Annotated in this window: 21 protein-coding genes; 9 read left to right on the top strand and 12 right to left on the bottom strand. The window is 69.8% G+C overall.

What is annotated here, in order from left to right; translation table 11 throughout:
* Window positions 1-108: 108 nt before the first annotated feature.
* Window positions 109-1,461: a glycoside hydrolase domain-containing protein gene (locus ACFWQC_RS10135; RefSeq protein WP_378676650.1), complete on the bottom strand. Its 1,353-nt coding sequence runs from the start codon at window positions 1,459-1,461 to the stop codon at window positions 109-111.
* Between the two features lie 59 nt (window positions 1,462-1,520).
* On the bottom strand, window positions 1,521-2,912 hold the full coding sequence (locus tag ACFWQC_RS10130; RefSeq protein WP_378676647.1) for a sulfatase-like hydrolase/transferase: 1,392 nt from the start codon (window positions 2,910-2,912) through the stop codon (window positions 1,521-1,523).
* A 182-nt stretch (window positions 2,913-3,094) separates the two neighbouring features.
* On the opposite strand from ACFWQC_RS10130, the gene ACFWQC_RS10125 reads away from it, so the two are divergent.
* Both ACFWQC_RS10125 and purL read left to right on the top strand, forming a co-directional pair.
* Window positions 3,095-3,763 (top strand): hypothetical protein, encoded by a 669-nt coding sequence (locus ACFWQC_RS10125; RefSeq protein ID WP_378676644.1) that lies wholly within the window; start codon window positions 3,095-3,097, stop codon window positions 3,761-3,763.
* Window positions 3,764-3,804: 41 nt separating this feature from the next.
* Window positions 3,805-6,093 (top strand): phosphoribosylformylglycinamidine synthase subunit PurL, encoded by a 2,289-nt coding sequence (purL, locus tag ACFWQC_RS10120; RefSeq protein WP_378676641.1) that lies wholly within the window; start codon window positions 3,805-3,807, stop codon window positions 6,091-6,093.
* Here the strand turns inward: purL and ACFWQC_RS10115 are convergent.
* A complete protein-coding gene (locus ACFWQC_RS10115; protein ID WP_378676638.1) occupies window positions 6,012-6,761 on the bottom strand; it encodes a DUF2306 domain-containing protein in 750 nt (249 codons plus the stop codon). The two genes, purL and ACFWQC_RS10115, sit on opposite strands and share 82 nt — an antisense overlap.
* Before the next feature lie 103 nt (window positions 6,762-6,864).
* On the opposite strand from ACFWQC_RS10115, the gene ACFWQC_RS10110 reads away from it, so the two are divergent.
* Together ACFWQC_RS10110 and ACFWQC_RS10105 are read left to right on the top strand one after the other, a co-directional pair.
* Window positions 6,865-7,596: a TetR/AcrR family transcriptional regulator gene (locus ACFWQC_RS10110; RefSeq protein ID WP_378676635.1), complete on the top strand. Its 732-nt coding sequence runs from the start codon at window positions 6,865-6,867 to the stop codon at window positions 7,594-7,596.
* Window positions 7,597-7,616: 20 nt separating this feature from the next.
* Window positions 7,617-8,654 (top strand): CAP domain-containing protein, encoded by a 1,038-nt coding sequence (locus tag ACFWQC_RS10105; protein WP_378676632.1) that lies wholly within the window; start codon window positions 7,617-7,619, stop codon window positions 8,652-8,654.
* A 3-nt stretch (window positions 8,655-8,657) separates the two neighbouring features.
* Here the strand turns inward: ACFWQC_RS10105 and ACFWQC_RS10100 are convergent, their stop codons facing one another.
* Genes ACFWQC_RS10100 through ACFWQC_RS10090 form a run of 3 tightly spaced genes read right to left on the bottom strand, consistent with a single transcriptional unit; the run spans window position 8,658 to window position 12,055 of the window.
* Window positions 8,658-10,160 carry a DHA2 family efflux MFS transporter permease subunit gene (locus ACFWQC_RS10100; protein WP_378676629.1) on the bottom strand — a complete coding sequence of 501 codons (1,503 nt, stop codon included), beginning with the start codon at window positions 10,158-10,160 and terminating at the stop codon, window positions 8,658-8,660.
* A 54-nt stretch (window positions 10,161-10,214) separates the two neighbouring features.
* Window positions 10,215-11,021, bottom strand: coding sequence for an ABC transporter permease (locus ACFWQC_RS10095; protein ID WP_378676626.1), 807 nt, complete (start codon window positions 11,019-11,021; stop codon window positions 10,215-10,217).
* Complete coding sequence (locus tag ACFWQC_RS10090) at window positions 11,018-12,055, bottom strand: ATP-binding cassette domain-containing protein (protein ID WP_378676623.1); 1,038 nt, start codon at window positions 12,053-12,055, stop codon at window positions 11,018-11,020. The genes ACFWQC_RS10095 and ACFWQC_RS10090 overlap by 4 nt, the downstream gene beginning before the upstream one ends.
* A 215-nt stretch (window positions 12,056-12,270) precedes the next feature.
* Between ACFWQC_RS10090 and ACFWQC_RS10085 the strand changes: the two genes are divergently transcribed.
* Entirely contained in the window at window positions 12,271-13,227 is a 957-nt protein-coding gene (locus ACFWQC_RS10085) for a helix-turn-helix transcriptional regulator (protein WP_378676620.1), read from the top strand.
* Here the strand turns inward: ACFWQC_RS10085 and ACFWQC_RS10080 are convergent.
* Genes ACFWQC_RS10080 through ACFWQC_RS10070 form a run of 3 tightly spaced genes read right to left on the bottom strand, consistent with a single transcriptional unit; the run spans window position 13,207 to window position 15,304 of the window.
* Window positions 13,207-13,767: a GNAT family N-acetyltransferase gene (locus ACFWQC_RS10080; protein ID WP_378676617.1), complete on the bottom strand. Its 561-nt coding sequence runs from the start codon at window positions 13,765-13,767 to the stop codon at window positions 13,207-13,209. The two genes, ACFWQC_RS10085 and ACFWQC_RS10080, sit on opposite strands and share 21 nt — an antisense overlap.
* 9 nt (window positions 13,768-13,776) lie before the next feature.
* Window positions 13,777-14,565: a serine hydrolase gene (locus ACFWQC_RS10075; RefSeq protein ID WP_378676614.1), complete on the bottom strand. Its 789-nt coding sequence runs from the start codon at window positions 14,563-14,565 to the stop codon at window positions 13,777-13,779.
* Between the two features lie 10 nt (window positions 14,566-14,575).
* A complete protein-coding gene (locus ACFWQC_RS10070; RefSeq protein ID WP_378676611.1) occupies window positions 14,576-15,304 on the bottom strand; it encodes a hypothetical protein in 729 nt (242 codons plus the stop codon).
* Window positions 15,305-15,388: 84 nt separating this feature from the next.
* Between ACFWQC_RS10070 and ACFWQC_RS10065 the strand changes: the two genes are divergently transcribed.
* The gene (locus ACFWQC_RS10065; protein WP_378676608.1) at window positions 15,389-15,745 is read left to right on the top strand and encodes a sterol carrier family protein; all 357 of its coding nucleotides are present in this window, start codon (window positions 15,389-15,391) and stop codon (window positions 15,743-15,745) included.
* A gap of 9 nt (window positions 15,746-15,754) precedes the next feature.
* Window positions 15,755-17,119, top strand: coding sequence for a dipeptidase (locus ACFWQC_RS10060; RefSeq protein ID WP_378676605.1), 1,365 nt, complete (start codon window positions 15,755-15,757; stop codon window positions 17,117-17,119).
* Window positions 17,120-17,218: 99 nt separating this feature from the next.
* On the opposite strand, the gene ACFWQC_RS10055 is transcribed toward ACFWQC_RS10060, so the two are convergent.
* The 3 genes from ACFWQC_RS10055 to ACFWQC_RS10045 form a co-directional block, all read right to left on the bottom strand.
* Window positions 17,219-18,988 (bottom strand): sensor histidine kinase, encoded by a 1,770-nt coding sequence (locus ACFWQC_RS10055; RefSeq protein ID WP_378676602.1) that lies wholly within the window; start codon window positions 18,986-18,988, stop codon window positions 17,219-17,221.
* Between the two features lie 173 nt (window positions 18,989-19,161).
* Entirely contained in the window at window positions 19,162-21,003 is a 1,842-nt protein-coding gene (locus ACFWQC_RS10050) for a sensor histidine kinase (RefSeq protein ID WP_378676599.1), read from the bottom strand.
* Between the two features lie 46 nt (window positions 21,004-21,049).
* On the bottom strand, window positions 21,050-22,939 hold the full coding sequence (locus ACFWQC_RS10045; RefSeq protein ID WP_378676596.1) for an ATP-binding protein: 1,890 nt from the start codon (window positions 22,937-22,939) through the stop codon (window positions 21,050-21,052).
* A gap of 179 nt (window positions 22,940-23,118) precedes the next feature.
* Between ACFWQC_RS10045 and purF the strand changes: the two genes are divergently transcribed.
* The gene (gene purF, locus ACFWQC_RS10040) at window positions 23,119-24,636 is read left to right on the top strand and encodes an amidophosphoribosyltransferase (RefSeq protein ID WP_355019599.1); all 1,518 of its coding nucleotides are present in this window, start codon (window positions 23,119-23,121) and stop codon (window positions 24,634-24,636) included.
* Between the two features lie 14 nt (window positions 24,637-24,650).
* The gene (purM, locus tag ACFWQC_RS10035) at window positions 24,651-25,742 is read left to right on the top strand and encodes a phosphoribosylformylglycinamidine cyclo-ligase (RefSeq protein ID WP_378676592.1); all 1,092 of its coding nucleotides are present in this window, start codon (window positions 24,651-24,653) and stop codon (window positions 25,740-25,742) included.
* Window positions 25,743-25,808: the final 66 nt, after the last annotated feature.

Raw genomic sequence — 25,808 nt, 5'->3', positions numbered from 1 at the left:
CCGCCGCGCCCGCGCAGCCCCCCACTACACTTGGCCCGCCCCCTCCCCGGGGGTCGTGGCTTTTTGGCGCCGCCCTTCCCGCCCAAACACAACTTCACAACCTCGGACTCAGCGGCCGCGGGCCAGGTCGTACCAGGTGACCTCGGTGGCCATGCCGTTCGCGGTGCGGCCGAGGCGCTTCTGATAGGCGACGAGGGCGACCTGGGTGTTCCAGTCCATGACGCCGGTGATCTTCGGACGCTCGGGCGCGGAGGTGGCGCTGAGGGCGCGCTGGAGGTCGCGGACGCTCTCGCCTGCGGAGCCACGCTTCAGGAGCGGGCGGCTGTTGGCCGCCCACAGCGTCTTCCAGGCGCCCTGGGTCCAGGTCTTGCGCACGCTCAGCCCGTGCGAGCGCTGCCAGGCGTTGATCGAGCGCACGAGCCCCGCGTCGTACGTCCCGTCGATCGGGCCGCCGAAGTCTCCGCGCTCGCGGAGCATGCACTCGAGCGCCTTGGTGTAGATCGGCGAGGGGGTGTAGGAGCTGGTGCGCGGCTTGAGGGCCGGATAGCTGGTGAAGCTGACCGGTACGCCGCCGCAGTGCGTCACCGGCCGCGCCGAGGAACCGCGGCCGAGGTCGACGAAGTTGGAGTCGATCTCGATGGTGACGCCGCCGTGGGTCTCCTTGTGCGGGCCGCGGTACTGCTTGACGCGGCGGTGCGGGTTCCAGGGCTTGTCGGGGATGTACTTGGTCGAGGTGCCGGCGCGACCGTCCCAGTCGGCGATCCACAGGTCCGCGGGGTAGACGAACCCGCGCGGCTGCGCGTGCCAGACGGCGTACATCGCCTTGATCCCCGACGACGCGCTCGAATACATCCCCGGGCGGTAGCCGAGCTTCTTGATCCGGTGGCTCCAGGCCGAGACGAACCACATCGCCGACTCACGGCAGCGCTCGTTGCCGATGTCGAACCCCTCGAGGTCGTAGAACATCGTGCTGCCGGCGGCGATGCCGTAGCGCTTGGCGGCGTCCACGGTCGCGTTGGCCTGGTTGATGCCCTGGCGCTTGGCGGTGGCGTACTGGTCGGTCGAGCGGGCGCTGATCCGTGGGTCGTCGCGGTAGCGCGGGAAGTGCGGGTTGCACGAGGCCTGCGGTCCGAGCGTGATCGGCAGCAGCCGCCAGCCACGGGCCTGCTGCTTGCGCACCCAGGTCGCGCTGAGGTTGGTCTGGTTGCGGCAGCCGCGCGAGTTGCCGGCGATGTAGATGCCGACCGCGCCGAAGTTGGAGTGCTTCCACCAGCGGTCCATCGCGGTCTGCGACGGCGCCTGGCACTGGTCGAAGCCATACCCGGTGAAGTTCCCCGGCGTGACCGGGTTCGCGGCCGCCGCGGGGCTGGGCGTTGCCAGCCCCGCGATGCCGACGACGCCCGATATCAAGCCGGCGCCGAGTGCCCGTCTGACGTACTTGAACCTGGTGAAGTCCCCCATATTTCGTCACGGTAGTCACAACCGTCACTTAGTTACCAGTGGACTCGCCCAGTCTCAGGTCAGGAGTACGCCAGCAGGGTCTCGTCGATCTTCTCCCAGGCCGCACGGAGCTCCGCCAGGTCCTCGGGCCGCCTCCGGGCCAGGTCGGCCTGCTCGCGTACGTCCTCGCTCAGGTCGTAGAGGTGGTCGGTGCCGTCGAGCTGCAGATACTTCAGCGAGCCATGGCGCAGCGCCCGCTGTCCCCGCATGCGCCAGAAGAGGTCCTGGGTCTCGCGCGGCCGGCCGCCGAAGAGAAGCGGCACCAGGCTGGTGCCGTCCAGCGGATACTCCGGCGACGGCGTCGCGCCGGCGAGCTCCAGGAAGGTCGCGGTCCAGTCGGTCGTGACCGCGGGCTCGTCGCTGACCTGGCGGCCGGGCAGGGTGCCGGGCCAGCTCAGGATGGTGGGCACGCGGATGCCGCCCTCGTTGAGGCCCGACTTCGCTCCGGTGAACGGCCACACGTTGGAGAACCGCTCGCCGCCGTTGTCGCTGGCGAAGAAGACGACGGTGTCGCGCCGCTGGCCGGTGCGCTCGAGAGCCCTGATGACCTGGCCGATCGACTGGTCGAGGTCCTCGACCATGGTCTTGTACGTCGCCAGCGAGCCGCCGTCGTTGTGGAAGAGCACGCCCTTCTCGCCGTTCTCGATCCGGGCGGTCAGCTCATCGCTCACCGCCTTGTCCTCGGGGCCCTCCCAGGGCCAGTGCGGGGTGGTGAAGTTGAGGTTGAGAAGCCACGGGGCGTCGTGGTCGCGCTCGATGAAGCTGACGGCCTTCTCGGTGACGATCTCGGTGTAGTAGCGAAGGTCCTCGACCTCCACCTCGTCCTCGTAAAGGTCGTACGCCCCGTTGTGGCTGAACTTCGAGAAGTAGTCGATCCCGCCGGAGAAGTTGCCGAAGAACTCGTCCCAACCGACCCGGGTCGGGCTGTACCAGGGCAGGAAGCCGCAGTGCCACTTGCCGAAGAGCGCCGTCGCGTAGCCCTGGTCCTTGAGCAGCGAGGCGAGCGTCGGGTGGTCGTGCGGGATCCCGTGCAGCTCGTTGGGGGACGCGATCGGCTCCGGCAGCCCGCCCGCGAGGCGACCGGGGTAGCGCCCGGTGTAGAGACCGAAGCGGGTCGGGGAGCAGACCGAGGAGGCGGAGTACGCATCGGTGAACCGCACGCCCGAGGCCGCGAGCCGGTCCAGGTTGGGCGTCTTGATGTCGGGGGAGCCGTAGGCGGACAGATCGGCCCAGCCGAGGTCGTCGCCCAGGATGACCAGGAGGTTGGGCCTGCGCTTGGGCCGGTTGACCTTACGGGCCTTGAACGGGACCTCGGTGGCTGCGTTGGCGGGGGTGGCGAGGCCGGTGGCGGCGACCGCGCCGGCTCCGGTGGCGAGCAGGCTGCGTCGACTGAACGTGGTGGGGGAGGACACCAAAGGGCCTTTCTCTAGTGAGTAACTACGAATAGAAGACTAGGGTTTGGTCCGGCCCGCGGGCAGGGGTCTCGGTCGGCGGACGCGACGGGACGTTGGTCCTGGTGCATATGGGCCCTAACCAAACCCGCCTGGCGGCGTTACCTTGGTAAAGGAATGGATCGCCAAGGGGGTGGGGACCTGTGCGGCAGCGACGCGATCGGGTGACGCCGGTCCTCTTCGCGATCACGGTCATGCTCGCGCTGACGGTCGCCGGGATCATCCATGTCGCTCACGGCGGCGAGGTGATCGGGCCCTTCGCGGTCGCCGACCAGGTCAGCTCGACCACCAAGCAGGTCAACACGCCCTACGTCTGCTGGGACGGCAACGGCTCCGGGTCCCTGACCCGGTGCCCGGACCCGCGCGGCAAGGACGGCCTGAAGTGGGTGTTCCCCGGCTACGAGATCGCTGCCCGGGGCGCTGAGTGCGCTCCGGGTGAGACCGGCGATGGCGACCCTTCGACAAGCTCAGGACATCGCCTCTTCGTGGAGTGCTCGATGTCCTGGCACGGCTCCCGGGTCTACCTCCACTACGCCTACTGGAGCGAGTGGCAGACCGGCCAGAGGAAGTACACCGCCACCGGCTCGACCCCGAGGATCGAGCAGCGCCTCGACGGCTCGATGTCGCTCTCCTGGCGCCCGCGCCGGTTGCCCACCCCGCACGGCGAGGCCTCCTGGGTCACCGCCGAGATGGTGCAGGGTCACGGCTGGAGCGTCGCCGCCTACGCCGGGGACGGCGAGGTGGCTCGGCAGGCGCTCCACGAGTTCGGTGAGATCCGCGACCTGCGGGAGTGGCGCGGGCTGCCCCGCTGAGGACTCGGGGGATTGGGCACTTCTGACGTAGATTTCTGCCCGTGACCGAGACTTCGTCCGCTGCCGTTGAGTCCGATCTTCCGCTCCTGGACACCGTGCACCACGCTGCCGGTGACCCCGACCGCGAGCAGCCCTGGGCCGAGCTCGGCCTGAAGGAGGACGAGTACGCCGAGATCAAGAGCATCCTCGGCCGCCGGCCGACCGGCGCGGAGCTGGCGATGTACTCGGTGATGTGGTCGGAGCACTGCTCCTACAAGTCCTCCAAGGTGCACCTGAAGCAGTTCGGCGAGATTCCGCAGGAGACCCCGGCCGGCAAGATGCTCGCCGGCATCGGTGAGAACGCGGGCGTGCTCGACGTCGGGCAGGGCTACGCGGTCACCTTCAAGGTCGAGTCCCACAACCACCCCTCCTACGTCGAGCCCCACCAGGGCGCCGCGACCGGCGTCGGCGGCATCGTCCGCGACATCCTCGCGATGGGCGCGCGGCCGGTCGCGGTGATGGACCCGCTGCGGTTCGGTCCCCTGTCCGAGCCGGACACCCACCGGGTGCTGCCGGGGATCGTGTCGGGCGTCGGCCACTACGGCAACTGCCTCGGTCTGCCCAACATCGGCGGTGAGGCCGTCTTCGACGCCTCCTACCTCGGCAACCCGCTGGTCAACGCGCTCTGCGTCGGCGTACTGCGTCACGAGGACCTCCACCTCGCCAAGGCGTCGGGCGCCGGCAACCTGGTGATCATGTACGGCGCGCGCACCGGCGGCGACGGCATCGGCGGCGCCTCGATCCTCGCGAGCGTCGAGTTCGACGAGGACGGTCCGGCCAAGCGCCCGAGCGTCCAGGTCGGCGACCCGTTCATGGAGAAGCTGCTGATCGAGTGCACCCTCGAGCTCTTCGCCGCCGGCATCGTCCGCGGCATCCAGGACTTCGGCGCGGCCGGCATCTCGTGTGCCACCTCCGAGCTCGCCGCTGCCGGTGACGGCGGCATGCACGTGCACCTCGAGCGGGTGCCGCTGCGCGACTCGACGCTCGCTCCGGAGGAGATCCTGATGAGCGAGTCCCAGGAGCGGATGATGGCGGTCATCGCGCCCGAGGACGAGGCGACCTTCATGGACATCTGCGCCAAGTGGGACGTCGAGGCGGCCGTGATCGGCACCGTGACCGGCGAGGGCCGGCTGCGCGTCGACTGGCACGGCGAGACCATCGTCGACGTCGACCCGACCACCGTGGCCCACGACGGCCCGGTCTACGAGCGCCCCTACGCCCGCCCGTCGTGGCAGGACGCGCTGCAGGCCGACGTGGCCGAGAAGCTCCCGCGCGCGGCCTCGGCCGACGAGCTCCGCTCGACCGTCCTCCAGCTGGTCGCCTCGGAGAACCTGTGCGACAAGTCCTGGATCACCGAGCAGTACGACCGCTACGTCCGTGGCAACACGGTGCTCTCCCAGCCCGCCGACGGCGGCATGATCCGCGTCGACGAGTCGACCAACCTCGGTGTCGCGCTCGCGACCGACGCCAACGGGCGCTTCGCCAAGCTGGACCCCTACGCCGGTGCCCAGCTCGCGCTCTCCGAGTCCTACCGCAACGTCGCCTCTGTCGGCGCCAAGCCGCTGGCCATCTCTGACTGCCTCAACTTCGGCTCCCCGGAGGACCCCGACGTGATGTGGCAGTTCGCCGAGGCCACTCGCGGCCTGAAGGACGCCTGCCTCGAGCTCGGCATCCCGGTCACCGGCGGCAACGTCTCCCTCTACAACCAGACCGGCGAGACCGCGATCCACCCCACGCCGGTGGTCGCGACGCTCGGTGTGATCGAGGACGTCACCACGCGTACGCCTTCGGACTTCCAGGCGGCCGACGAGGTCGTCGTCCTGCTCGGTGAGACCCACGAGGAGCTCTCCGGCTCGGAGTGGGCCCACGTCGTCCACGGTCACCTCGGCGGGCTGCCGCCCAAGGTGAACCTGGCGGCCGAGAAGGCGCTCGCCGAGCTGCTGCTGGAGGCGCGTTTCGTCACCTCCGCCCACGACCTCTCCGACGGTGGCCTGATGCAGGCGCTGGCCGAGCCGGCGATGTCGTCGGGGATCGGTGTCTCGGTCACGCTCGCCGGCGACCCGTTCGTCGCGCTCTTCTCGGAGTCGGTCGCCCGCGCGATCGTCACCGTGAAGGCCGCCGACGTCGAGCAGCTCACCTCGCTGGCCGAGCGCCACGGGGTCGCGTCGTCGCAGCTCGGTGTGACGGGTGGCGCTGCGTACTCGGTCTCCTATGACGGTGGCAGCGTCGAGATCCCGCTCGAGGAGCTCACCGGTGTCTGGCGCTCGACCCTGCGGGACGCGCTGGCCTGATCGGTGCGTCGCCGGCGTGGCTTGCGGTGGATGATCCACTCGGCGATCAGCAGGTTCACGACCCAGCTGACCCACGCTGAGGCCGCGGCGGCGCTGGCGAGGGTGGGGTCGTCGGTGCCGAGGTCGGCGCCGTTCATGAGGTCCGGCACGAAGATCATGATCAGGACGGTGCCCCAGAAGCGGTTGGCGATGATCGAGAACGCCATCGCATAGCTGCGGTACATCCACTCGCGGTGGTCCTTGAAGCGACGCTGCCGCGCGGCCCGGTAGCCCTGCACGGTGAACAGCAGGAACAGCACGGCCAGGAAGGTGTTGCCGACCTGCTGGGACGGTCCTGCGGCGGGGAACTGGCTGGTGACCAGCGCCCCCACGCCGGTGGGGATCGCGGTGACGACATAGGTGCGACCGGTCCAGCGGTGCACCTTCGGATGGTTGGCGCGCAGCCACGGCCACAGCTGGAGTACGCCGCAGCAGAGCATTGCCGAGCCGAAGAAGATGTGCGTCACCAGCGCGGGGTAGAAGGCCGGCCCGCGGTCGGTCTCGACGAGCGACTGTGACGGGTCCAGTCCGACGTACCGCGGCAGCGCGGTCACCAGGAAGATCACCGTCGCGGCGGCCAGCGGAAAGACCCACCACTGGCGCGCCAGAGGTCGTTTCGAAGTACTCATGAGCCATCCGATCTAATTGCGTATGTGATTAACAGTTTATAGAGTACGCAGAAGAAAGGGCCGGTCAATCGGTTTATGGAGAGAGCAGGGCATGATGGAGGTGATGAGTTCCGACCTGATCCCTCGTCTGTGGGGCAAGTCCCCGCCCGGCCGGCGCGGCCCCAAGCCGGCGCTGAGTGCTGCCCAGATCGTCGAGGCCGCGTACGTCATCGCTGATGAGCAGGGTCTTGCTGCCATCTCGATGGCTCGGGTCGCCGAGGCGCTGGGCTGCTCGCCGATGGCGCTCTATCGGCACGTGAAGAACAAGGACGAGCTGCTCATACTGCTCGCCGACCGGCTCTGCGCGGAGCTGGCGGAGCCGGCGCGCGACCTGGGCTGGCGCGATGGTCTGGCGGCCTGGATGCGTGCGCAGGTCGACCTGTCGCTGAGCCGTCCGTGGTTCCTCGATCTGCCCCTCGTGGGCACGCTTCCCGGGCCGAACCGCCTCGCCTGGATCGATCTCGGGTTCTACTACCTCAGAGAGGTGAGGTTGCCCCCGGAGGAGAAGCTGGCGATCCTTGGCATCATCTCGCAGTACGCCTTGGGCGAGGCGAGGATCGAGGTCGAGTCTGCCCGGTTCGAGGACAACCCCTATGCGAGGTTCGAGGAGATGCTCGTGACGTACGCGGATCCGGAGCGTTTCCCGAACCTGATGGAGTCGATGGCCGCCTGGCGGCCTGCTGGGCCTGGCGAGGAGTCCGACTCCGACGATCCGTCGGCTTTTGGGCAGAGCCTGCTGATGGCCGGGATCGCGGCCCACATCGAGCGCCACCTCGGCCGCAGCACTCCCAAGTAAAGGTAGATACCCTGGCGGGGATGTCCCCCCACCTGCATCGCCCCCTGTCCTATGTCCTCGCTCTGCTGTTGGCTGCTGCCGCGCTGCTCGTCAGCGCTGGTCCGGCGTCCGCGGGGGAGGGCGGAACGATCAAGCGGCTGGCGAACTCCGCTCGTGCCGACGCGGGCCTGGACCCGCTGACGCGCGACTCCGCCCTCGACGGTCTGGCGCGGAAGTGGGCCTACAAGATCGCTGCCGACCGGGCGCTCTCGCACAACCCCGACCTCGCCGAGCAGGTGCCGGAGGGGTGGCAGGGCGTCGGGGAGAACGTCGCCATGGGCTACCGGACCGGCGCGGAGATGCACCGGGGCTGGATGAACTCCGATGGGCACCGGGCCAACATCCTGGGCGACTACACCCACATCGGGATCTCCTTCGTGGAGGTCGACAACACCACATGGGGCGTCCAGGTCTTCGCCAAGTACCCGCCGGGCGTGCGGCCGACCGAGAAGCCGAAGGCCACCGGCGCGCCGGCGCCGACCACGCCGGCGGAGACCAAGGCCCCCACTCCCCGGCAGACCGCGAAGCCCAAGAAGTCGGCGACGGCTTCGCCCACCCCGTCGCGTACGCCCTCCGCGTCCGTCTCCGCGTCGCCGTCGACGTCGCCCTCGGCGTCAGCCTCCGAGTCGGAGTCTTCCTCGGCCGCGCCCTTGGGTGACTCGGAGACAGCGGGCCCGGTGACGTTCACCGACGCGTCGGACGGTCCGACCCCTGCCTCCAGCGGGCTGTTCGGGATCGGCTTCGTCGAGATCGCCGTCGGCTTGCTCGCGCTGTCGGGTCTGGGGCTGCTCATCGCTCTGCTCCTGGCCCGGCGCCGGCGCCGCGAACCACCCCGGCCTGACATGCAGGGCCCTCGGCACGCCCGGCCCGTCGGCCCGTACCCCGGCGGACCGGTCTATCGGGGCCAGGTCCATCCCGCCGGACCCGGTCCCGGTCACCCCAACCCGGGTTACCCGAACCCTGGTCGCCCCAACCCGGGCGGCCCCACGCAGTATCCCGGCGACCGCCGCCCCTGGTAGGACCTAGTCGGCGACCGCGGCGGGGACAGGCCGCGGGCTGCCGACGGAGACGCTCCGAGCCGACGGCGTACGCCGGAAGGCGAGGAACGCGGCCACGCCCGAGATCGCCATCATCGTGACCGGCAGCCAGAACGCGACCTGCAGGGCCTCGGCGGCCAGTGGCGCGACCGCTGCTCGCTCGGCGGGAGCGAGGGAGCTGAGCGCTCCGATGCCGTCGCTGCCCAGTCCGGGAAGGCGGGACGAGAGCGCGGCGGCCAGGAGCACCGAGACGCCGGCGGTGCACAGGGCGGTGGCGACCTGGTTCAGCACGTTGATCATCGTCGAGCCCGCCGGGATGGCGCTGTCCTCGAGGTAGCGGGTGGCGATGGTCATGGTCGGCAGCATCACGAACCCGGCGCCCGCGGTCGCGATGGCATGGGTCGTGGCCATGGCCAGCATCGGCGCGTCCGCGCTCAGCTGGAGCGCCAGGGCGCCGAAGCCCAGAGTGGAGATCACGATGCCCGAGCCGATCACCGGCAGCGGTGGGAAGCGGTCGATGAGGCGGCCGGAGACCTGGATCATGATCCCGGCCGCGATGCCGGCGGGAGCCATCAGCAGTCCTGCGGTGGTCGCGGACTCGCCGCGTACGACCTGCCAGTAGAGCGGCACCAGGATCATCGAACCGAAGTAGCCGCCGGCGAAGCAGACCAGCAGCGCTGCGCTGCCGCCGGTCAGGGGCCGGGCGAGGAGCCGGATGTCCAGCAGGGGAGCGGCGGCGCGGAGCGCGTGCCGGACGAAGAGCGCCACCAGGACGATCCCGGCCCCGATCGGGACCAGCACCTGAGCCTCGAACAGCGTTCCCTCCGCGAACGAGGTGCCCAGCACGAGGAGAGCCATCGCGGGCGGAAGCAGGAGCAGGCCGCGTACGTCCAGGCGGGCGCTCGGGCCGCGCTCCAGACGCGGCAGGTTGCGCATCCCGAGGACGAGGCCGATCAGACCCAGCGGCAGGTTGATCAGGAACATCCACCGCCACGACATCGTGTCGAGCAGCCAGCCGCCGAGCACCGGCCCGAAGACTGGGCCGACCAGCACCGGCAGACCCATCAGGGCCATCAGCCGGCCACGCTCCTCGGGCGGCGCCGAGCGCAGCGTCAGGGTCATCGCGGCTGGCATCACGAATCCGCCGCCGAGCCCCTGCAGCACCCGGAACGCGATCAGCGACTCGACGTTCCACGACACCGCGACCAGGCCGGACCCGATCGTGAAGACGCCGATCGCGGTCAGGAAGACCTGGCGAGCGCCGAATCGGCTGATCGCCCAGGCCGCGGCAGGGATGACCGTTGCCAGGGCGAGCGTGTAGCCGGTGGCGACCCACTGGATCTCCGGTAGCGAAGCGCCCGTCTCCTGGGAGAGACGGGCGATCGCGACCGCGACGATCGTGATGTCGATCGGGATCATCACCGTGCCGGCGATGACGGTGAGCACGATCGTTGTCGGGCTCGGGGCCGTGCGGGGTCGGGGCGTCATGCGTCCAGTGTGGAAGCTAAAGTGAACTTGAGGTCAAGGGGTTTTGGCTCGACCTCAGCTCGACCTCTCCATCGTCCGTACGCCGACGAGCACCCCGCCCACCGCGACGGCAGCGGCCGCGACGAAGCCGCCGCTGACGACATCGGCCGGGAACTGACCGGCGAAGAGCGCCCGCTCGGCCTCCACGACGTACGTCATCGGGTTGATGTCGCTGAGGAACCGCAGCCAGCCGGGCGCGCCGTCGAGGGGGAGGAGGACTCCCGAGAGGAGCAGCAGCGGGAAGATCAGCATCTGCTGGACCGTCCAGAAGACCCAGTCCTGCTCCTTCGCGGCGGTGGCCAGGGCGAAGCTGAGCGCACCCAGGCCGATCGCGAAGAGCGAGACGATGACGGCTCCGACCAGGACCCCGCCGAGGTGCAGGTCGAAGCTGAACGGGGTCACCACGGCGAGGATGACGACCGTCTGGAACAGCACCGGCACGACCTCCTTCAGGGCCCGCCCGACCAGCAGGGACGGCCGTGAGAGAGGCGAGACGAGCAGCCGCTCGTGGGAGCCGGAGCGGATCTCGGCGGTCAGGTCCGCGCCGGTCATCGAGGCGCCCATCAGCGCGGTCATGACGACGATGCCCGGTACGAACCACTGCAGCGCGCTGCCGCTCTCCACGGCGGGCAGGAGTGGCGCGAAGAGACCGAGGAAGACCAGCGGCTGCATCATCGCGAAGAGCATCGAGGCGGGCTGGCGCAGCTTGGGCGTGAGCTCGCGGAGCAGCACGGTCCAGGTGTCGGTGAGGAAGCCGGTCGGGCGGCTCGGCACTCGGGTGGTGCTCCGGACCTGTGCGGTCGGGACGGTGAGGGTGGTCATGCTGCTGCTCCTTCGGTCTGGGTGGTGGCGGGCTGGGAGGTGGACTGGGAGGTGGACTGGGCCGACTCGCGCAGGCTGCGGCCGGTCAGGTCGAGGAAGACGTCGTCGAGGGTGGGGGTGTGGACCTCCATCCGGATCGCGGGGGTGCCGTGGGCGGCCAGGTCGATGGTCAACGCCGGCGCGCTGTCGGCACCGCGCGGTGCGCGGATCGAGACCTGTGTCCCGGCGCGCTCGATGACGGTCGGACCGGACAGCGTCGACTCGGCGCGGGCCGCGGCGGCCGTGGCGTCCGCCTCGGTGCCGAAACCGAGGAGCACCAGGTCGCCGAGCCTCTCCTTGAGCCGGGTGGCGGTGTCGTCGGCGATCACCACGCCGTGGTCGATGACGATCACCCGTCCGGCGAGCGCGTCGGCCTCCTCGAGGTAGTGGGTGGTGAGCACGATCGTGGTGCCGTCCTCGTGGAGCCGGCGGATCTGCTCCTGCAGGTTGGCGCGGTTCTGCGGATCGAGGCCGGTCGACGGCTCGTCGAGGAACAGCACCTCGGGGTGGTTGAGCAGCCCGATCGCGATGTCGAGCCGCCGCCGCTGGCCGCCGCTGAGCGTCTGGACCGGGCGGTCGGCGTACTCCTGGAGGTCGAAGGCCACGAGCAGCTCCTCGATGCGCGCCTTCGCGGCGGCGCGCGGGATGCCGTGGGCGCGCGCCTGGGACATCAGCTCGTCGCGGCCGCGCTGGATGAACGCGGCGGCGTTGCCCTGGCCGACGTAGCCGATCGAGCGCCGGACGGCGCCGCGTGAGCGGACGACGTCGTGGCCCGCTACCTCGGCCGTGCCGGAGGTGGGCGGGATGAGGGTGGTCAGCATCCGCAAGGTGGTGGACTTGCCCGCTCCGTTCGGGCCGAGGAAGGCGACGAGCTCACCTTGGTGGATCTCTAGGTCGAGCCCGCGTACGGCCTCGACGGTCTTCTTGCTTCGGGTGAAGTGCCTGGTCAGCGCCTGAGTACGGATCACCGGCCGCTGGTTGCTGTGGTTCGTCATGTCTCCAGTCTCTGAAGCCATCCGGTCAGCTTCTGTCCGCTTTCGAAAATTTCTTCCGAGTTCCGGTTTAGAAGTCCGACGAGTGGGTATGAAAGGGGTAGCGCGGCGTCGGTCGGCTCGTGGAGGGGGCGAGCCGACCGACCCGCGGGCTCTCGGTTCAGGCTTGTCCGGAATCAGGTCACGACCTGACCGCAATCGGGCCTAAGGTCATGCTCATGAGCACGAGCGCCCGAATGCTGCAGCTCCTCTCCCTGCTGCAGACCCACCGTTTCTGGCCCGGCGCGGACCTGTCCGTACGCCTCGAGGTCAGCGACCGTACGCTGCGGCGCGACATCGAGCGGCTGCGCGATCTCGGCTATGACGTGGACGCCACCCGAGGAGTGGCCGGCGGCTACCAGCTCAGGGCCGGTAATGCGCTGCCGCCGTTGCTGCTCGACGACGAGGAGGCGGTCGCGATCGCGGTCGGGCTGCGCACCGCGGCTGCCGGCATGGTCGCGGGGATGGGGGACATCTCCGCCCAGGCGCTGGGGAAGGTCGTCGCGCTGATGCCGCCGCGGCTGCGACGGCGGATGGATGCGGTCACCTCGCAGACCGACTCCATCCCGTGGGGCGGCCGGGTGCCGCTGGACGCCGGCGTGCTCGGGATCCTGGCGCAGGCCTGCCGTGACGACGAGGTGCTCACCTTCACCTATCAGGCGCCCGAGGCCGAGCCGACCCAGCGCCGCGTCGAGCCGCACCGGATGGTCACGCTCGGCAGCCGCTGGTATCTCCTCGCCTACGACCGGGTCCGCCAGGACTGGCGCTCCTTCCGCGTCGACCGGGTCAGCGACCCGATGACCACCGGCCAGATGTTCCGTCCCCGCGAGATCCCGGGCGGGGACGCGGCGACGTACGTGCAGGCGGGGATCCGCGCCCGCCCGGCGGCCCACGACGTCTGCGTCCTCTTCGGCATCGAGCCCGACGTGGTCGCGCGGCGGGTGGGGCGCTGGGGCGAGGTCGAGCCGGCCGAGGGTGGCTGCCGGCTGCGGATGCAGGTCGACGATCTGAGCTGGCCGATGATGATCCTCGCCGGCGTCGAGGCCGACTTCACGGTCGAGCAGCCCGCCGAGCTGGCCGAGCTGGTCAAGCAGGCGGGGGAGCGGTTCGTCCGCTCAGGCCCCGTCACGTCCTGATCGGGCCAGCCACTCCTCGCGCAGGAGCCCGTAGACCACCAGGTCCCGGCGCCCGCCCGGATAGGCCTGTGCGCCGCGCATGGTGCCCTCGTGGGTGAAGCCGAGACGCTCGGCGACCGCACGGCTGCGCTTGTTCATGACCGAGGTGTCGATGATCGCCCGGGCGATGTCGTACTCGTTGAAGAGGGTGTCCAGCAGCGCCGAGACGCCCCGGGTGATCAGGCCGCGGCCCTCGTACGCCCCGCCCAGCCAGTAGCCGATCGTGGCCGACTTCTCGTAGAGGTTGATCCGCGCGGTCGTGGCACCGGCCACCTCGCCGTCCTGGCGAAGGACGCACGGGATCGCCTCGCCCTTGACCCACTGGCCCAGCAGGTAGGTGCCGAACCCGGCGACGCTGAGCATGGTCTGCTGCCCGTGAGCCCACGGCTCCCATTCGCGGAGGTGGTCGAGGTTGGCGTTGATGAGCTTGTGGACGGCGAAGTCGGTCGATCGGTCACGCAGGACCATCTCCGCGCCGTCCCCGAGGTCGATGCTGAACAAACTGATCTCCTACTGTGCCGGACCGGGACCTGGAGCGTAGCCGCCCTGCAACGCATCCAGGACCAGCGTGCCGTACGCCCGCATCTGAGCCAGCACGGGGATGACCGCCCCCTGGAAACGGCAGATGACCGCGTACGCCGCCTGCCGGTCACCGACGTCGAGCAGCCCGACCTCGGCGCGGACGCCGTCGTCGGTGCCGGTCTTGCTCCACACCCGCAGGTCGCCCAGATCGGTGGGGGAAGGGTCGGTGTGGGCCAGCGGGTCCAGGCCGAAGGCGGCGGAGACCATCGACAGGTCCGTGGACGGCGCCAGCCAGGACAGGACGGTCGGGTGCGGCGTACGGAAGTAGGCGACCCAGTCGGCGGCACAACCGACGGAGAGCATCGGCGGCTCCTCGTGCCTGCGTACGTCCCGGACCGAGTCGTTCAGCATCGACCCGCCCGCGGCCAGCCGCCGCGCGACGGCCTGGACCGGAGCCAGGCCGACGTGGTCGAGGAGCACGTTGGTGGCCAGGTTGTCCGAGACCGCGCCGACCAGCCGGGCGCAGTCGTTCATGGTCAGCGCGGGGGCGTCGAGGTGTTGCCACAGGCCGCTGTCGGCGACCGGCGCGACGCTGTCCTTGCGCAGCAGCAGCTGCCCCAGCGACGGGTCATCGTCGAGCAGCTCGGCGAGGTGGTGCAGCAGGAAGACCTTGGCGACGCTGGCGGTCGGCAGCAGCAGGTCCGGAGCGGACTCGACCAGGGTCTCACCGGAGCCGGTGTCGACCGCGAGGATCGACCATTCCGTCCGTGAACTCATGCAACGGAGCCTAAACAGCTGAGGAGGACTGGTCCTCGCGCAGCTCGCCGACGACCTGGATCTTCTGCCAGATCTTGCGGGAGAGGTCGACGGTGAGGCCCTCGACGGTGCTGACCGTGTCCAGGACGACGTTGTCCTGGGAGTCCTCGGCGCACAGTGCGGCCGTCTTGCCGACGAGGCTGAGCAGCTCGGAGCAGTACTCCAGGTAGTGGATCAGCTGGTCGGCGTCGAGGGTGAGCTCGACGCTGGCCGAGGTCTCCTTGAACCCTGTACGCAGCCGCTCGGGGTCCTTGGTGAGCTGGTGCATGTCGATGATGTGGGCCAGCGAGCGCAGCCGGTGCAGCAGCTTCAGCGCCCGCGACCGCAGCAGCCGCTCCGGGATCGTGTAGAGGAAGAAGATCGCGACCGCGGCGAAGATCAGGTCGTTGACGGTGCTCTCCATCAGCGGCAGCCACTGGACCCCGGTGAGCGTCTCGTCGCCGAACGCCGTCGCCAGGCCCCAGATGATGGCGGCCAGCGTCAGCGCGAGGACCGCAACGATCAGCACGCGGGAGGCCGCGCGCGTCCACACCAACCGTTGCCGGAGCCGGTCCTCGACGCCGGAGGACTCCCTGATCAGGCCGGCCAGCTCCTCGGCGACCTTCACCAGACCGCGGTCGGGGAAGCGTGCCGCGATCCGTACGTGCAGCGTCTCGACGGTCTTCAGCACCATCTCCGACTCGAGTCTCTCCAGTCCCACGTCAACGGAGCGTAGTGGTCGCGCGCCGCCGCGGTGAGCAACTGCCGCAGAAAGAGGTTCCGCGGAACCCTCTAAGGTGAGGACGTGCCAGCTCGACTCAAGCCCGCGGCCGCCGCCGATGTGGCCGAAGCCCTTGATCGCGTACGCGCCGAGGAGCCCGCCAAGGCAGATCTCCGCCTCCTCACCAAGCACTTCCTCGCCGTGCTCGAGGAGCGCGCGCCGGGCAGGAGCGTCGAGGTGCGCGTACCGCCGTACGCCGCGGTGCAGTGCGTCGAAGGGGTCAGGCACACCCGCGGCACTCCGCCGGCGGTGATCGAGACCGACGCGGTCACCTGGATAGCCCTCGCCACCGGGGCGATGACCTGGTCCGATGCCGTCGATCAGGCCCGGGTCAGGGCCTCGGGAGAACGCACCGACCTCTCGACTTATCTCCCCTTGTAATCTCGCCCTATGAGCCACTCCACCGAAGACATCAAGGACCGTGTAGACGACCTCTTCCCCGGGATCCGCAAGGACCTCGAGGACCTGGTGCGGATCGAGTCCGTGAGTGCGGACCCCGAGCGCCTGAGCGAGGTCGAGAAGAGCGCGGAGATGACCCGCGACCTCTTCGCGGCCGAGGGCTTCGACGTGGAGATCGTGCGCGCCTTCGACGGCGCCCCGCCGGCCATCGTCGGTGAGAAGAAGGGCCCCGAGGGTGCCCCGACGGTGCTGCTCTACGCCCACCACGACGTCCAGCCGGAGAACGACCACGCCGACTGGGACACCCCGCCGTTCGAGCCCACCGAGGTCGGCGACCGGCTCTACGGGCGCGGTGCGGCCGACGACAAGGCCGGCATCGCGGCCCACATCGGCGCCGTCCGGGCCCTTGCGAGCCTCGACGAGAACGGTGAGCTGCCGGTCACGGTGCGCCTCTTCATCGAGGGCGAGGAGGAAGTCGCCTCCGCGACGCTCCCCGAGCTGCTCGGGAAGTACCAGGACAAGCTGAGGGCAGACGTCATCGTCATCGCCGACTCCGGCAACTGGGACATCGGCGTCCCCGCGCTGACGACGTCGCTGCGCGGTCTGATCCGTGTCGACGTCGAGCTCCGCACCCTGGGTCACGCGGTCCACTCCGGCATGTGGGGCGGTCTGGCTCCCGACGCGATCATGGCCCTCGTACGCCTCCTCAACACCCTCTGGGACGAGGACGGCGCTCCCGCGGTGGAGGGGCTCGTCTCCGGCCCGGCGGCCGACGTCGACTACCCCGAGGAGCGGCTCCGCGCCGAGTCCGGGGCGCTCGCCGGCCTGCAGTGGGTCGGCAAGGGCAGCGCCGTCGAGCGGATGTGGACGCAGCCGGCGATCACGATCACCGGTCTGGACGCCCCCAAGGTCGACGGCGCCTCCAACACGCTGTCCCCGACCGCGCGCGCCAAGGTCACCATCCGGATCGCCCCCGGCGACACCGGCGAGAACGCCGTCGCCGCCCTCACCCAGCACCTGGAGAAGCACGTCCCGTGGGGCGCCGAGCTGACCACCAAGGTCGTCGACACCGGTGAGCCGATCGCCCTGGACGCGACCGGCCCGGCCTACGACGCGGCCCGTGCCGCCTTCACCGAGGCCTGGGACGGCACCGCCCCGATCGACATGGGCGTGGGCGGCTCGATCCCGTTCATCGCGGAGTTCCTCGAGGCGTTCCCGCACGCCAGCGTGCTGGTCACGGGCGTCGAGGACCCCGACACCCGCGCCCACGGCGCCAACGAGGGGCTCCACCTCGCGGAGTTCCGGAGGGTCGTCGTCGCCGAGGCGCTGCTGCTCCAGAAGCTGGGAAGCCGCTGACCGTTCACCGAGGTAGCTCGGTCGAGTGGCACTGTCTTCGTGGAGTTCGACGAAGGCAGTGCGCGCTCACCGAGTCACCTCGGTGAGCATCCGCGCCCGCTACGCGACCCCAGGCAGCGTCAGCGCCACCCGGGTGCCCTCACCAGGGCGTGAGTCGAGCTCGACCAACCCGTGGTGGCGCCTGGTGATCTGCTCGACCAACGTCAGCCCGAGCCCAGCTCCGCGTGAACCACCCAGCGCGGAGTTGGAGCCTCGGTAGAACGGGTCGAAGACCTCCGGCTGCTCCTCGTAGGCGATGCCGACGCCGGCGTCGGCGACGATGATCGTGACCTCGCTGCCGGCGCTGTAGAGCATCACCTGCACCCGCGAGCCGCGGTGGCTGTAGGTCAGCGCGTTCTTCGCCAGGTGCAGGAAGGCCGCACGAAGCTCGCGCGGGTCACCGACGACGTACGCAGGTCCGGTCGGGGTCGTCAGGACGCACTCGATGTCCTTCTGTGCTGCGTCGGGATCGAGCTCGTCGAGCACGTCGTCGAGCATCTCGGAGACCTCGATCGTGGTCTCGCCGGGGGCGTTGGCTGGGTCGCGGATCCGGGAGAGGAGCAGCAGGTCGCTGACGATGCCCTCGATCTGGGCGCTGCGTACGGTCAGCGTCTCCACCTGGACGATCCACGGCAGGGTGTTGGTGTGCTCGCCGGCCAGCGCGTTGAGTGAGGTGCCGAGCGCGTTCACCGGGATCCGGAGCTCGCGGGCGACGGCCTCGATCAGCCGGTTGCGTTCGCGGTCGGCGTGGGCGAGCTGCTGGGCGAGGTCGCGCTCCTGGGTGTAGGCGTTGGCGGTGAGCACGATGCGTCCGAAGTCGCGGCCCAGCTCCATCGCCAGCCGGCCCTCGGCGTCGGTCCAGGTGGGCCGACCGGGCGAGCGGAGCAGGACGATGTGGCCGAGCCACTCGTGGTCGGCGCCGACAGGCACGACCAGAGCGCTCTCCGCCCCCAGGGTCTCGAAGAACTTGTTGGCGACGACGGCCTGCTCGCCCCACTCCGATCCCGGGAGCCGTTCGCGGCACAGGATCGAGTAGGTGCCCTCCGCCCAGTACCGGGACGTGTTCTTCGAGGTGAGTGCGGCCAGGGCCGGGTCGGGGTCCCAGTCGAGGCCCGGGGTCGCGTGCACGACCATCTCGTTGTGGGGGCCCTTGGTCGCCATCCAGATCCCGTCGGCGCCCAAGCCGCGGATCAGTGCGTCGTGGCTGGCGTCGAGCACGTCGGCGAGGCTGAGCTTGGAGCTGGCGTCGCGCAGGAACTCCTTGGCGGTCTCGAGGTTCGCGGCGCGCTCGTAGAGCCGCTCGCGCTCGAGGTAGCCGCGCACGACCCGCTGGGCACGCTTCGCGAACCGGTTGAGCACTCGGCGCTGGGTGAAGTCGGGCCGGCGGCCGCTGACCGGCATGTCGACCGAGAGGCAGCCCTGGATGGAGCCGTCGTCACCGAGGATCGGCGCGATCAGCATGTCGTGGGGGTGCCACGCGTCGGGGGCGTCGATCATGTTGGTGGTGGAGACCCAGCTGCCCTCGTGAAGGTTCACCCGCTCCTGGGGAACGAACCGCCAAGAGCCCCAGTTCTCGCCGCGGGAGAGGTTGTCACGCAGGTCGGAGAGGGCCCACCGGGTGCCGAGGATCTCCTCGGCCGTCTGCCGTCGCCCGCGTGCGTTCAGACCGCTGGTGAAGCCGTGCACCGCGACCACCTCGAGCTCGTCGCCGCGGACGACGTTGATCGCGGAGATGCCGAAGCCGAGCAGCTCGCAGATGCCTTCGGAGATCATCTGGAGCGCGGGATCTGCCACCGGCAGCGACGTCCTGCTCGGCGTGCTCGCAGGCACGTCGAGGGCATCGACTGACTGTGGTGGGGGCATCCTTGCTCTCGGGTAGGTCGGTCAGGGAGGGTGTTGCAACTGCGTGGCAGTCCTGAGGACCTGGGCACCACGGAGTGTTGCACGAAACCCGCGCGCTGTGCAGCCGTAGGCGACCGTCTCGACCAGATTGTGACGTTTGGTTAACCAAGCGAGGTGGCGTCGTTGGCCAACGGAAGGACGAGGGAGACGCGGGTGCCGGTGCCGGGCTCCGAGCGCAGCGTGACGCGGCCGTCGTGGCGGCGCGCGACCCGGTCGACGATGCTGAGCCCGAGGCCGACGCCCTTCCGGCCGCCGATCGCCTGGCTGGACCCGCGGTAGAACTCGGTGAAGACCTGGATCTGCTCCGCCGCCGGGATGCCGACCCCGTTGTCGGTCACCGAGATGGCCGCCTCGCTGGCGCTCTCCACGATGTAGAGCCGCACGTGGCCGCCGCGGTGGGTGTAGACCAGCGCGTTGTCGACCAGCCGGAGGATCGCCGCCTTGATCTCGCTGCGGTCGCCCAGCACCTGGACGCTGCGCGAGGGCACGTCGAGGCTCACCTCGATGCCACGCTTCTCCGACTCGTACGTCCTCTGCTCGAAGATCTCCTGCAGGAGCGAGGTCAGGTCGACGTAGGTCAGGGTCGGGCGCGAGGAGGGGTCGGAGAAGCGGGAGAACAGCAGCAGGTCGTCGACCATCGCGACCAGCTGGTCGGACCGGCTGATCAGGTTGCCGACCTGCTGGAACCACGTCGGCGATCCGCGGTCCTCGTGACGCATCGCGTCGATGCCGGTGGTGAGGGCGGTCAGCGGGTTGTGGAGCTCCTGCGCGACTGCCTCGATGAGCCGGCTGTGCACCTTGTCGGCGGTGGCCAGCCGCTGGGCGAGGTCACGCTCCTGGGTGTAGGCGTTGGAGGTGAGCACGATGCGCCCGAAGTCGCGACCGAACTCCATCGCGAGGCGCCCCTCGGCGTCGGTCCAGCGCGGCCGGCCCGAGCCACGCACCAGCACCAGATGACCCAGCGCGGTGGTCTCCACGCCGATGGGCACGACCAGGAGCGAGTCGGCCTCGACGGCATCGAGGAAGTCGATGCCGAGCCTGGCGTACTTCCTTCGCTCGGCACCACCGTGATGCAGCGTGTGGAGGAGCAGCTCGCGGTTGACGATGGCGTGCTGGCCCTCGTTCCACAGCCGAGTGCTCTGGTAGGCCTGACCGGCCGCGATGTTGCTCTCGGTGGCGGTCCACCCCAGGCCGGGCGATGCGTACGCAACGGACCCGCCCTCGCCGTCCTGGGCCTGCACGTAGAGGCCGTCGGCGTCGAGACCGCGGCTCATCGCCTCCTGGGTGGCCTCGAGAACCCCGGTGAGACCGAGCTGGGAGTTGGCCTCGCGCAGGAAGCTCTGCGCCTCGATCAGGTTGTTGGCGCGCTCCTCGAGATATTCGCGCTGCAGGCTCAGCAGCACCGCGCGCCGCGCCTGGCGGGCGAACCGGTTGAGGATCCGCTGCTGGCGCCGGCCGGGCCTGCGGCCGTTGGTCGGGCGGTCGATCGAGAGTACGCCGACGAGCTCGCCGTTCTCGTCGTAGAAGGGCGCCAGGAGCTCGTCGAGCCGGTGCCAGTCCTGCGCGTCCTTCAGGATGTCCTCGTCGGTGTCGGGGACCCAGTAGCCCTCCGCCTCGCCGATGGTGTTCTTCTCGTGGGGGACGAACTTGATGTCGCCCCAGTCCACGGACATGTCCAGCAGGTCGGTGACCACCGAGACCGGGAACCGGGTGCCGAGCATCTCGGCGACGGTCATCTCGCCCTCGACGGTGTGGCCGCTCTCGTCCCCGTACGCCGCGACGATCTCGAACTCGTCCCCGCGGCGGATGTTGATCACGGCGGCGCCGAAGCCGACGAGCTCGGTGACCCCCTCCGCGATCAGCTGCAGACCGGGATCCGGGCTCGGGTACGCCTCGGAGGCGCCGCTTGGCGCGTCCGGACCCTCTGAGGGCGTACTGGTCATGTGTTCTCCGCCGAGATGGAACGCAACCCGTTACCGGTGCGTAAGGTTAAACAATGGGCAGCGTCACACGGAATGTGCTTCCCACACCAGGGGTCGAGTCGACGGATATCAGTCCGCCGCGTCGACTGACGATTCGAGACACGATCGTCAGACCGAGTCCGGTGCCTGGCTGTTTGAGGGCTGTGGGGTTGGTCGAACGGAAGAACTCGGTGAAGAGCCGGTCCTGGTCCTCCGGCGAGATCCCGAGGCCGTGGTCGGTCACCCTGAGCTCGAACCAGCCGGGGCTGGTGCGCGTGCTCACGATGACCTGACCGCCCTCGGGGCTGTATTTGATCGCGTTGGTGACCAGGTTGATCACCACCCGGTCCAGATCGCCCGGAGCCAGGGTCACGTAGACGTCGTCGGACGGCATCTCGAAGACGAGCTCGTGGGCGTCGCTGTTGGGCGTCTCGGCGCTGAGCTGGCTGTGGACCTCCTCGAGCACGGGCGCGACCTGGATCGGCACCGTGGTCGGCAGGTGGTCGGGGTCGGAGACCTTCGACAGCATCGCCAGGTCGGCCACGATCTTCTCGGTGCGGTCGCGGTTGCGCGTCAGCGCGGTCAGCACCTCGGCGTACTCCTCCTCGGACTCCGCGTAGGGCAGCGACTCGATGTTCCACCGGAACGCGGAGAGGGGGTTCTTCAGCTCGTGGGCGACCGTCGCGATCAGCCGGCTCTTGTGCGCCTCGAGCTCGCGCAGGGAGTCGACCGCCGCCTTCTGGCGCAGGTACGCCCGGGAGTTGTGGACCACACGGCCGAAGTCGCGGCCGAGGTCGGCGGCGGTGATCAGCTCGAGCTCGCTCCAGTGGGGCTTGTCGGGACCGCGGCCGAGGAGCATCGCGCCGTACCACGTCTGGCCCGAGCCGATCGGGACACCGACGATCGAGCCGACCTTGTAGTGGCGGATCCAATCGGTGATCAGCTGCTGCGTCTCCGGGTCGGGGTGGGGGAGCCGCTCGGCGCCGTCGGGGGTCTGCACGGTGATGCTGCGCTGGTCCCAGAGGTATTGCCCGTAGTCGACCATGAACGGGCTGGTCAGGTCCTCGATCGGGAGCTTGAAGTCCTCCCGGTAGACCTTGGTGCGGATGCCGCGGCCGCCCGGCTTGGACATGTGCAGCCAGAAGTCGGTCAGGTCGAGCACGTCGACCAGCCCGGTGCTCAGCGAGTTGAGGATCTCGTCGGGGTCCAGCTCGCGCCCGGCGCGGCGGATCACGTCGCGGGCGGCCTCGGCGAGGCGTACCTGCTCGGAGAGCTCCTCACGTTCCAGGGCGAGCAGGATGGCGCGCTGCGCCTGCACCGCGTGGCGGCGGAGCACGGCGCGCTTCTCCGGGTTGGGGCGGAGGCCGTCGGTCGGTACGTCGACGATCAGGGTCCCGCGGAGCTTGCCGGCGTCGTCGCGCAGCGGCGCGACCAGCAGGTCGAGCGGGTTCCAGGCGCCGGCGGCGTCGACCGTCGTCATCGTCGGGATCCAGCCGTACACATCCGCGGTCGGGTCCAGCCGCTCTGCCGGCACGAACTTGAAGATGCCCCAGTCGTCGGCCCGGGCGAGCTCGGCCTCGAGCCGCTCGATCGGGGTCACGGTGCCGAGCAGGTCGGCGCGGGCGGAGTCCTGACCCGAGACGACCACCATGTGGAGGTGGGCGTCGGCGCGCGCGACGCTGATCGTGGCCATCTCGAAGCCCGCCAGCGCGGTCAGGCTGTCGGCGATGAGCTGGAGGTCGGAGAGATCCTCACCGGGAGTGAGCAGACCGCCGATCTCGGCCAGATCGGTCGTGATCGTGGTCATCGTCGTGGTGAGGTCGCTTCTGGCGCGTTTCCCGCCCAACGGTGGTGGGGCGAATCCCGGTGGCACCGTCAGTCGGTGACCGCCGGCGGGCTTGGGCGCTGGAGAAGTCATCGGATCGATTATCCGGGATGTCGGTCCCGGGCGGTAGGGCAGACGTGGATCGTTCTTTACATTCATGATTCCGAGACGTTCATGTGACCACCCTTACAGGACTGTCAAGGGTTCGGCGATCGCCTGCGTACGCCCTTACACTCGATGCCGTGGTCAACCTCACCAGCTCAGGTAGGCACGTGTCCCGACGCAAGGGTGGCGACGGCCGGCTCACCGCCGCCCTCGACCCCCACGACCAGGGTCCCCAGGACCACTGCGGTGTCTTCGGTGTGTGGGCGCCGGGCGAGGACGTCGCGAAGCTGACGTACTTCGGCCTGTACGCGCTGCAGCACCGCGGCCAGGAGTCGGCGGGTATCGCGGTCAGCAACGGACGCCAGATCCTCGTCTACAAGGACATGGGCCTGGTCAGCCAGGTCTTCGACGAGCCGACCCTCGAGTCGCTCAAGGGCCACGTCGCCATCGGCCACGCCCGCTACTCCACCACCGGCGCCTCGGTGTGGGAGAACGCGCAGCCGATCTTCAAGCCGACGCCGGACGGCTCCGTCGCCCTCGGCCACAACGGCAACCTGATCAACGTCGCCGAGATGCGCTCGGCCGTCGAGGCGCTCCCCGAGCACTCCGAGGGCCGCCACGCCCCGGTCTCGACCAACGACACCTCGCTGCTCACCGAGCTGCTCGCCTTCCACCCCGACTCCTCGCTGGAGGCGCGCGCGCTGGAGGTGCTGCCGACGATCAACGGCGCCTTCTCGCTGGTGTGGATGAACGAGGACACCCTGTTCGCCGCGCGTGACCCGCAGGGCATCCGCCCGCTGGTGCTCGGCCGCCTCGACCGCGGCTGGGTGATCGCCTCGGAGGACGCCGCACTGGCCACCGTCGGCGCGAGCGTGGTCCGCGAGGTCGAGCCCGGCGAGATGATCATCATCGACGAGTCCGGCCTGCGCTCGGTGCGCTTCGCCGAGGCCGACCGCAAGGGCTGCGTCTTCGAGTACGTCTACCTGGCCCGCCCCGACGCCAACATCGCCGGCCGCAACGTCCACGAGTCCCGCGTCGAGATGGGCCGCGAGCTGGCTCGCGAGTTCCCGGTCGACGCCGACCTGGTCATCCCCGTGCCCGAGTCCGGCATCCCCGCCGCGACCGGCTACGCGCTGGAGAGCGGCCTGCCCTTCGGTCAGGCGTTCGTGAAGAACGGCTACGTGGGGCGCACCTTCATCCAGCCCTCCCAGACCCTGCGCCAGCTCGGCATCCGGCTCAAGCTCAACGTGCTCGAGCACATGGTGCGCGGCAAGAAGGTCGTCGTCGTCGACGACTCGATCGTGCGCGGCAACACCCAGCGTGCCCAGGTGCGGATGCTGCGTGAGGCAGGCGCCCTGGAGGTCCATGTGCGGATCTCGTCGCCGCCCGTCAAGTGGCCGTGCTTCTACGGCATCGACTTCGCCACCCGCGCCGAGCTGATCGCCAACGGTCTCTCCGTCGACGAGATCGCCGCCTCGGTCGGTGCGGACTCGCTCGGATACATCTCCCTCGACGGGATGATCTCGGCGACCCGCCAGGAGCGCACCGCGCTCTGCACGGCCTGCTTCACCGGCGAATACCCCGTGGAGCTGCCCGACGAGAGCATGCTCGGCAAGCACCTCCTCGAGGTCTCGCTGCAGTCCCCGACCGAGGGCAAGGCCCTTCCGGTCCTGAACAACCCGTGATCGGAGATCTTGACGTGACTCAGAGCCAGAATTCGACTGCCTCGAGCTTCGCTTCGGCCAACGCCTACGCCGCCGCAGGTGTCGACATCCACGCCGGCGACCGCGCCGTGGATCTGATGAAGGTCTGGATCGAGAAGTCCCGGCGCCCCGAGGTGCTCGGCGGGGTCGGTGGCTTCGCCGGTCTCTTCGACGCGAGTGCCCTGAAGGCGTACGAGCGCCCGCTGCTGGCCACCTCCACCGACGGTGTCGGCACCAAGGTCGCGATCGCGCAGGCGCTGGACAAGCACGACACGATCGGGTTCGACCTGGTCGGCATGGTCGTCGACGACCTGGTCGTCTGCGGCGCCGAGCCGCTGTTCATGACCGACTACATCGCCACCGGGAAGGTCATCCCGGAGCGGGTCGCGGCGATCGTCAAGGGCATCGCCGAGGCCTGTGTCGAGGCCGGCTGCGCGCTGGTCGGCGGCGAGACCGCCGAGCACCCGGGGCTGCTCGCGCCCGACGAGTACGACGTGGCCGGCGCGGCCACGGGCGTCGTCGAGGCCGACAACCTGCTCGGCGCGAACCTGGTCAAGGAAGGCGACGTCGTCCTCGCCATGGAGGCCTCCGGCCTGCACTCCAACGGCTACTCCCTGGTCCGCCATGTGCTGCTCAACTCCAACGCGTACACGCTCGACGCCGAGATCGCCGAGTTCGGCCGTACGCTCGGCGAGGAGCTCCTCACCCCGACCCGCGTCTACGCCAAGGCCTGCCTCGAGCTGGCCCGAGGCACCAGGACCCACGCCATGTCCCACGTCACCGGCGGCGGCCTGGCAGCCAACCTGGAGCGGGTCATGCCGCCGGAGCTCTCCGCGCGCATCGACCGCACCACCTGGACCCCGGCGCCCGTCTTCGACCTCGTTCGCCGCACCGGCTCCGTGGCCCTGCAGGACCTGGAGATGACCCTCAACTGCGGCGTCGGCATGGTCGCGCTGATCGACCCCGAGGACGTCGACGAGGCCGTCCGCATCCTCGCCGGCTACGACATCCGCGCCTGGGCCGCCGGCGAGGTCACCGCGACGCCTGGCGGCAAGGTCGAGCTCAGCGGGGCGTACGCGGGCTGGTGAACCGCCCCGCTGGTCGAGCCCGGCGAGCGCCAGCGAGCCGGTGTCGAGACCAACACAGTTCGTATG

It is taken from the genome of Nocardioides sp. NPDC058538, assembly GCF_042719275.1.
Lineage (GTDB): Bacteria > Actinomycetota > Actinomycetes > Propionibacteriales > Nocardioidaceae > Nocardioides.
This window is presented reverse-complemented; position numbering and strand designations above follow the sequence as displayed.

Coding starts and splice junctions, on each gene's coding strand:
- ACFWQC_RS10135 (WP_378676650.1), bottom strand. CDS start 1,461: ATGGGGGACTTCACCAGGTTCAAGTACGTCAGACGGGCACTCGGCGCC.
- ACFWQC_RS10115 (WP_378676638.1), bottom strand. CDS start 6,761: ATGAGTACTTCGAAACGACCTCTGGCGCGCCAGTGGTGGGTCTTTCCG.
- ACFWQC_RS10110 (WP_378676635.1), top strand. CDS start 6,865: ATGAGTTCCGACCTGATCCCTCGTCTGTGGGGCAAGTCCCCGCCCGGC.
- ACFWQC_RS10105 (WP_378676632.1), top strand. CDS start 7,617: ATGTCCCCCCACCTGCATCGCCCCCTGTCCTATGTCCTCGCTCTGCTG.
- ACFWQC_RS10100 (WP_378676629.1), bottom strand. CDS start 10,160: ATGACGCCCCGACCCCGCACGGCCCCGAGCCCGACAACGATCGTGCTC.
- ACFWQC_RS10095 (WP_378676626.1), bottom strand. CDS start 11,021: ATGACCACCCTCACCGTCCCGACCGCACAGGTCCGGAGCACCACCCGA.
- ACFWQC_RS10090 (WP_378676623.1), bottom strand. CDS start 12,055: ATGACGAACCACAGCAACCAGCGGCCGGTGATCCGTACTCAGGCGCTG.
- ACFWQC_RS10085 (WP_378676620.1), top strand. CDS start 12,271: ATGAGCACGAGCGCCCGAATGCTGCAGCTCCTCTCCCTGCTGCAGACC.
- ACFWQC_RS10075 (WP_378676614.1), bottom strand. CDS start 14,565: ATGAGTTCACGGACGGAATGGTCGATCCTCGCGGTCGACACCGGCTCC.
- ACFWQC_RS10060 (WP_378676605.1), top strand. CDS start 15,755: ATGAGCCACTCCACCGAAGACATCAAGGACCGTGTAGACGACCTCTTC.
- ACFWQC_RS10050 (WP_378676599.1), bottom strand. CDS start 21,003: ATGACCAGTACGCCCTCAGAGGGTCCGGACGCGCCAAGCGGCGCCTCC.
- ACFWQC_RS10045 (WP_378676596.1), bottom strand. CDS start 22,939: ATGACTTCTCCAGCGCCCAAGCCCGCCGGCGGTCACCGACTGACGGTG.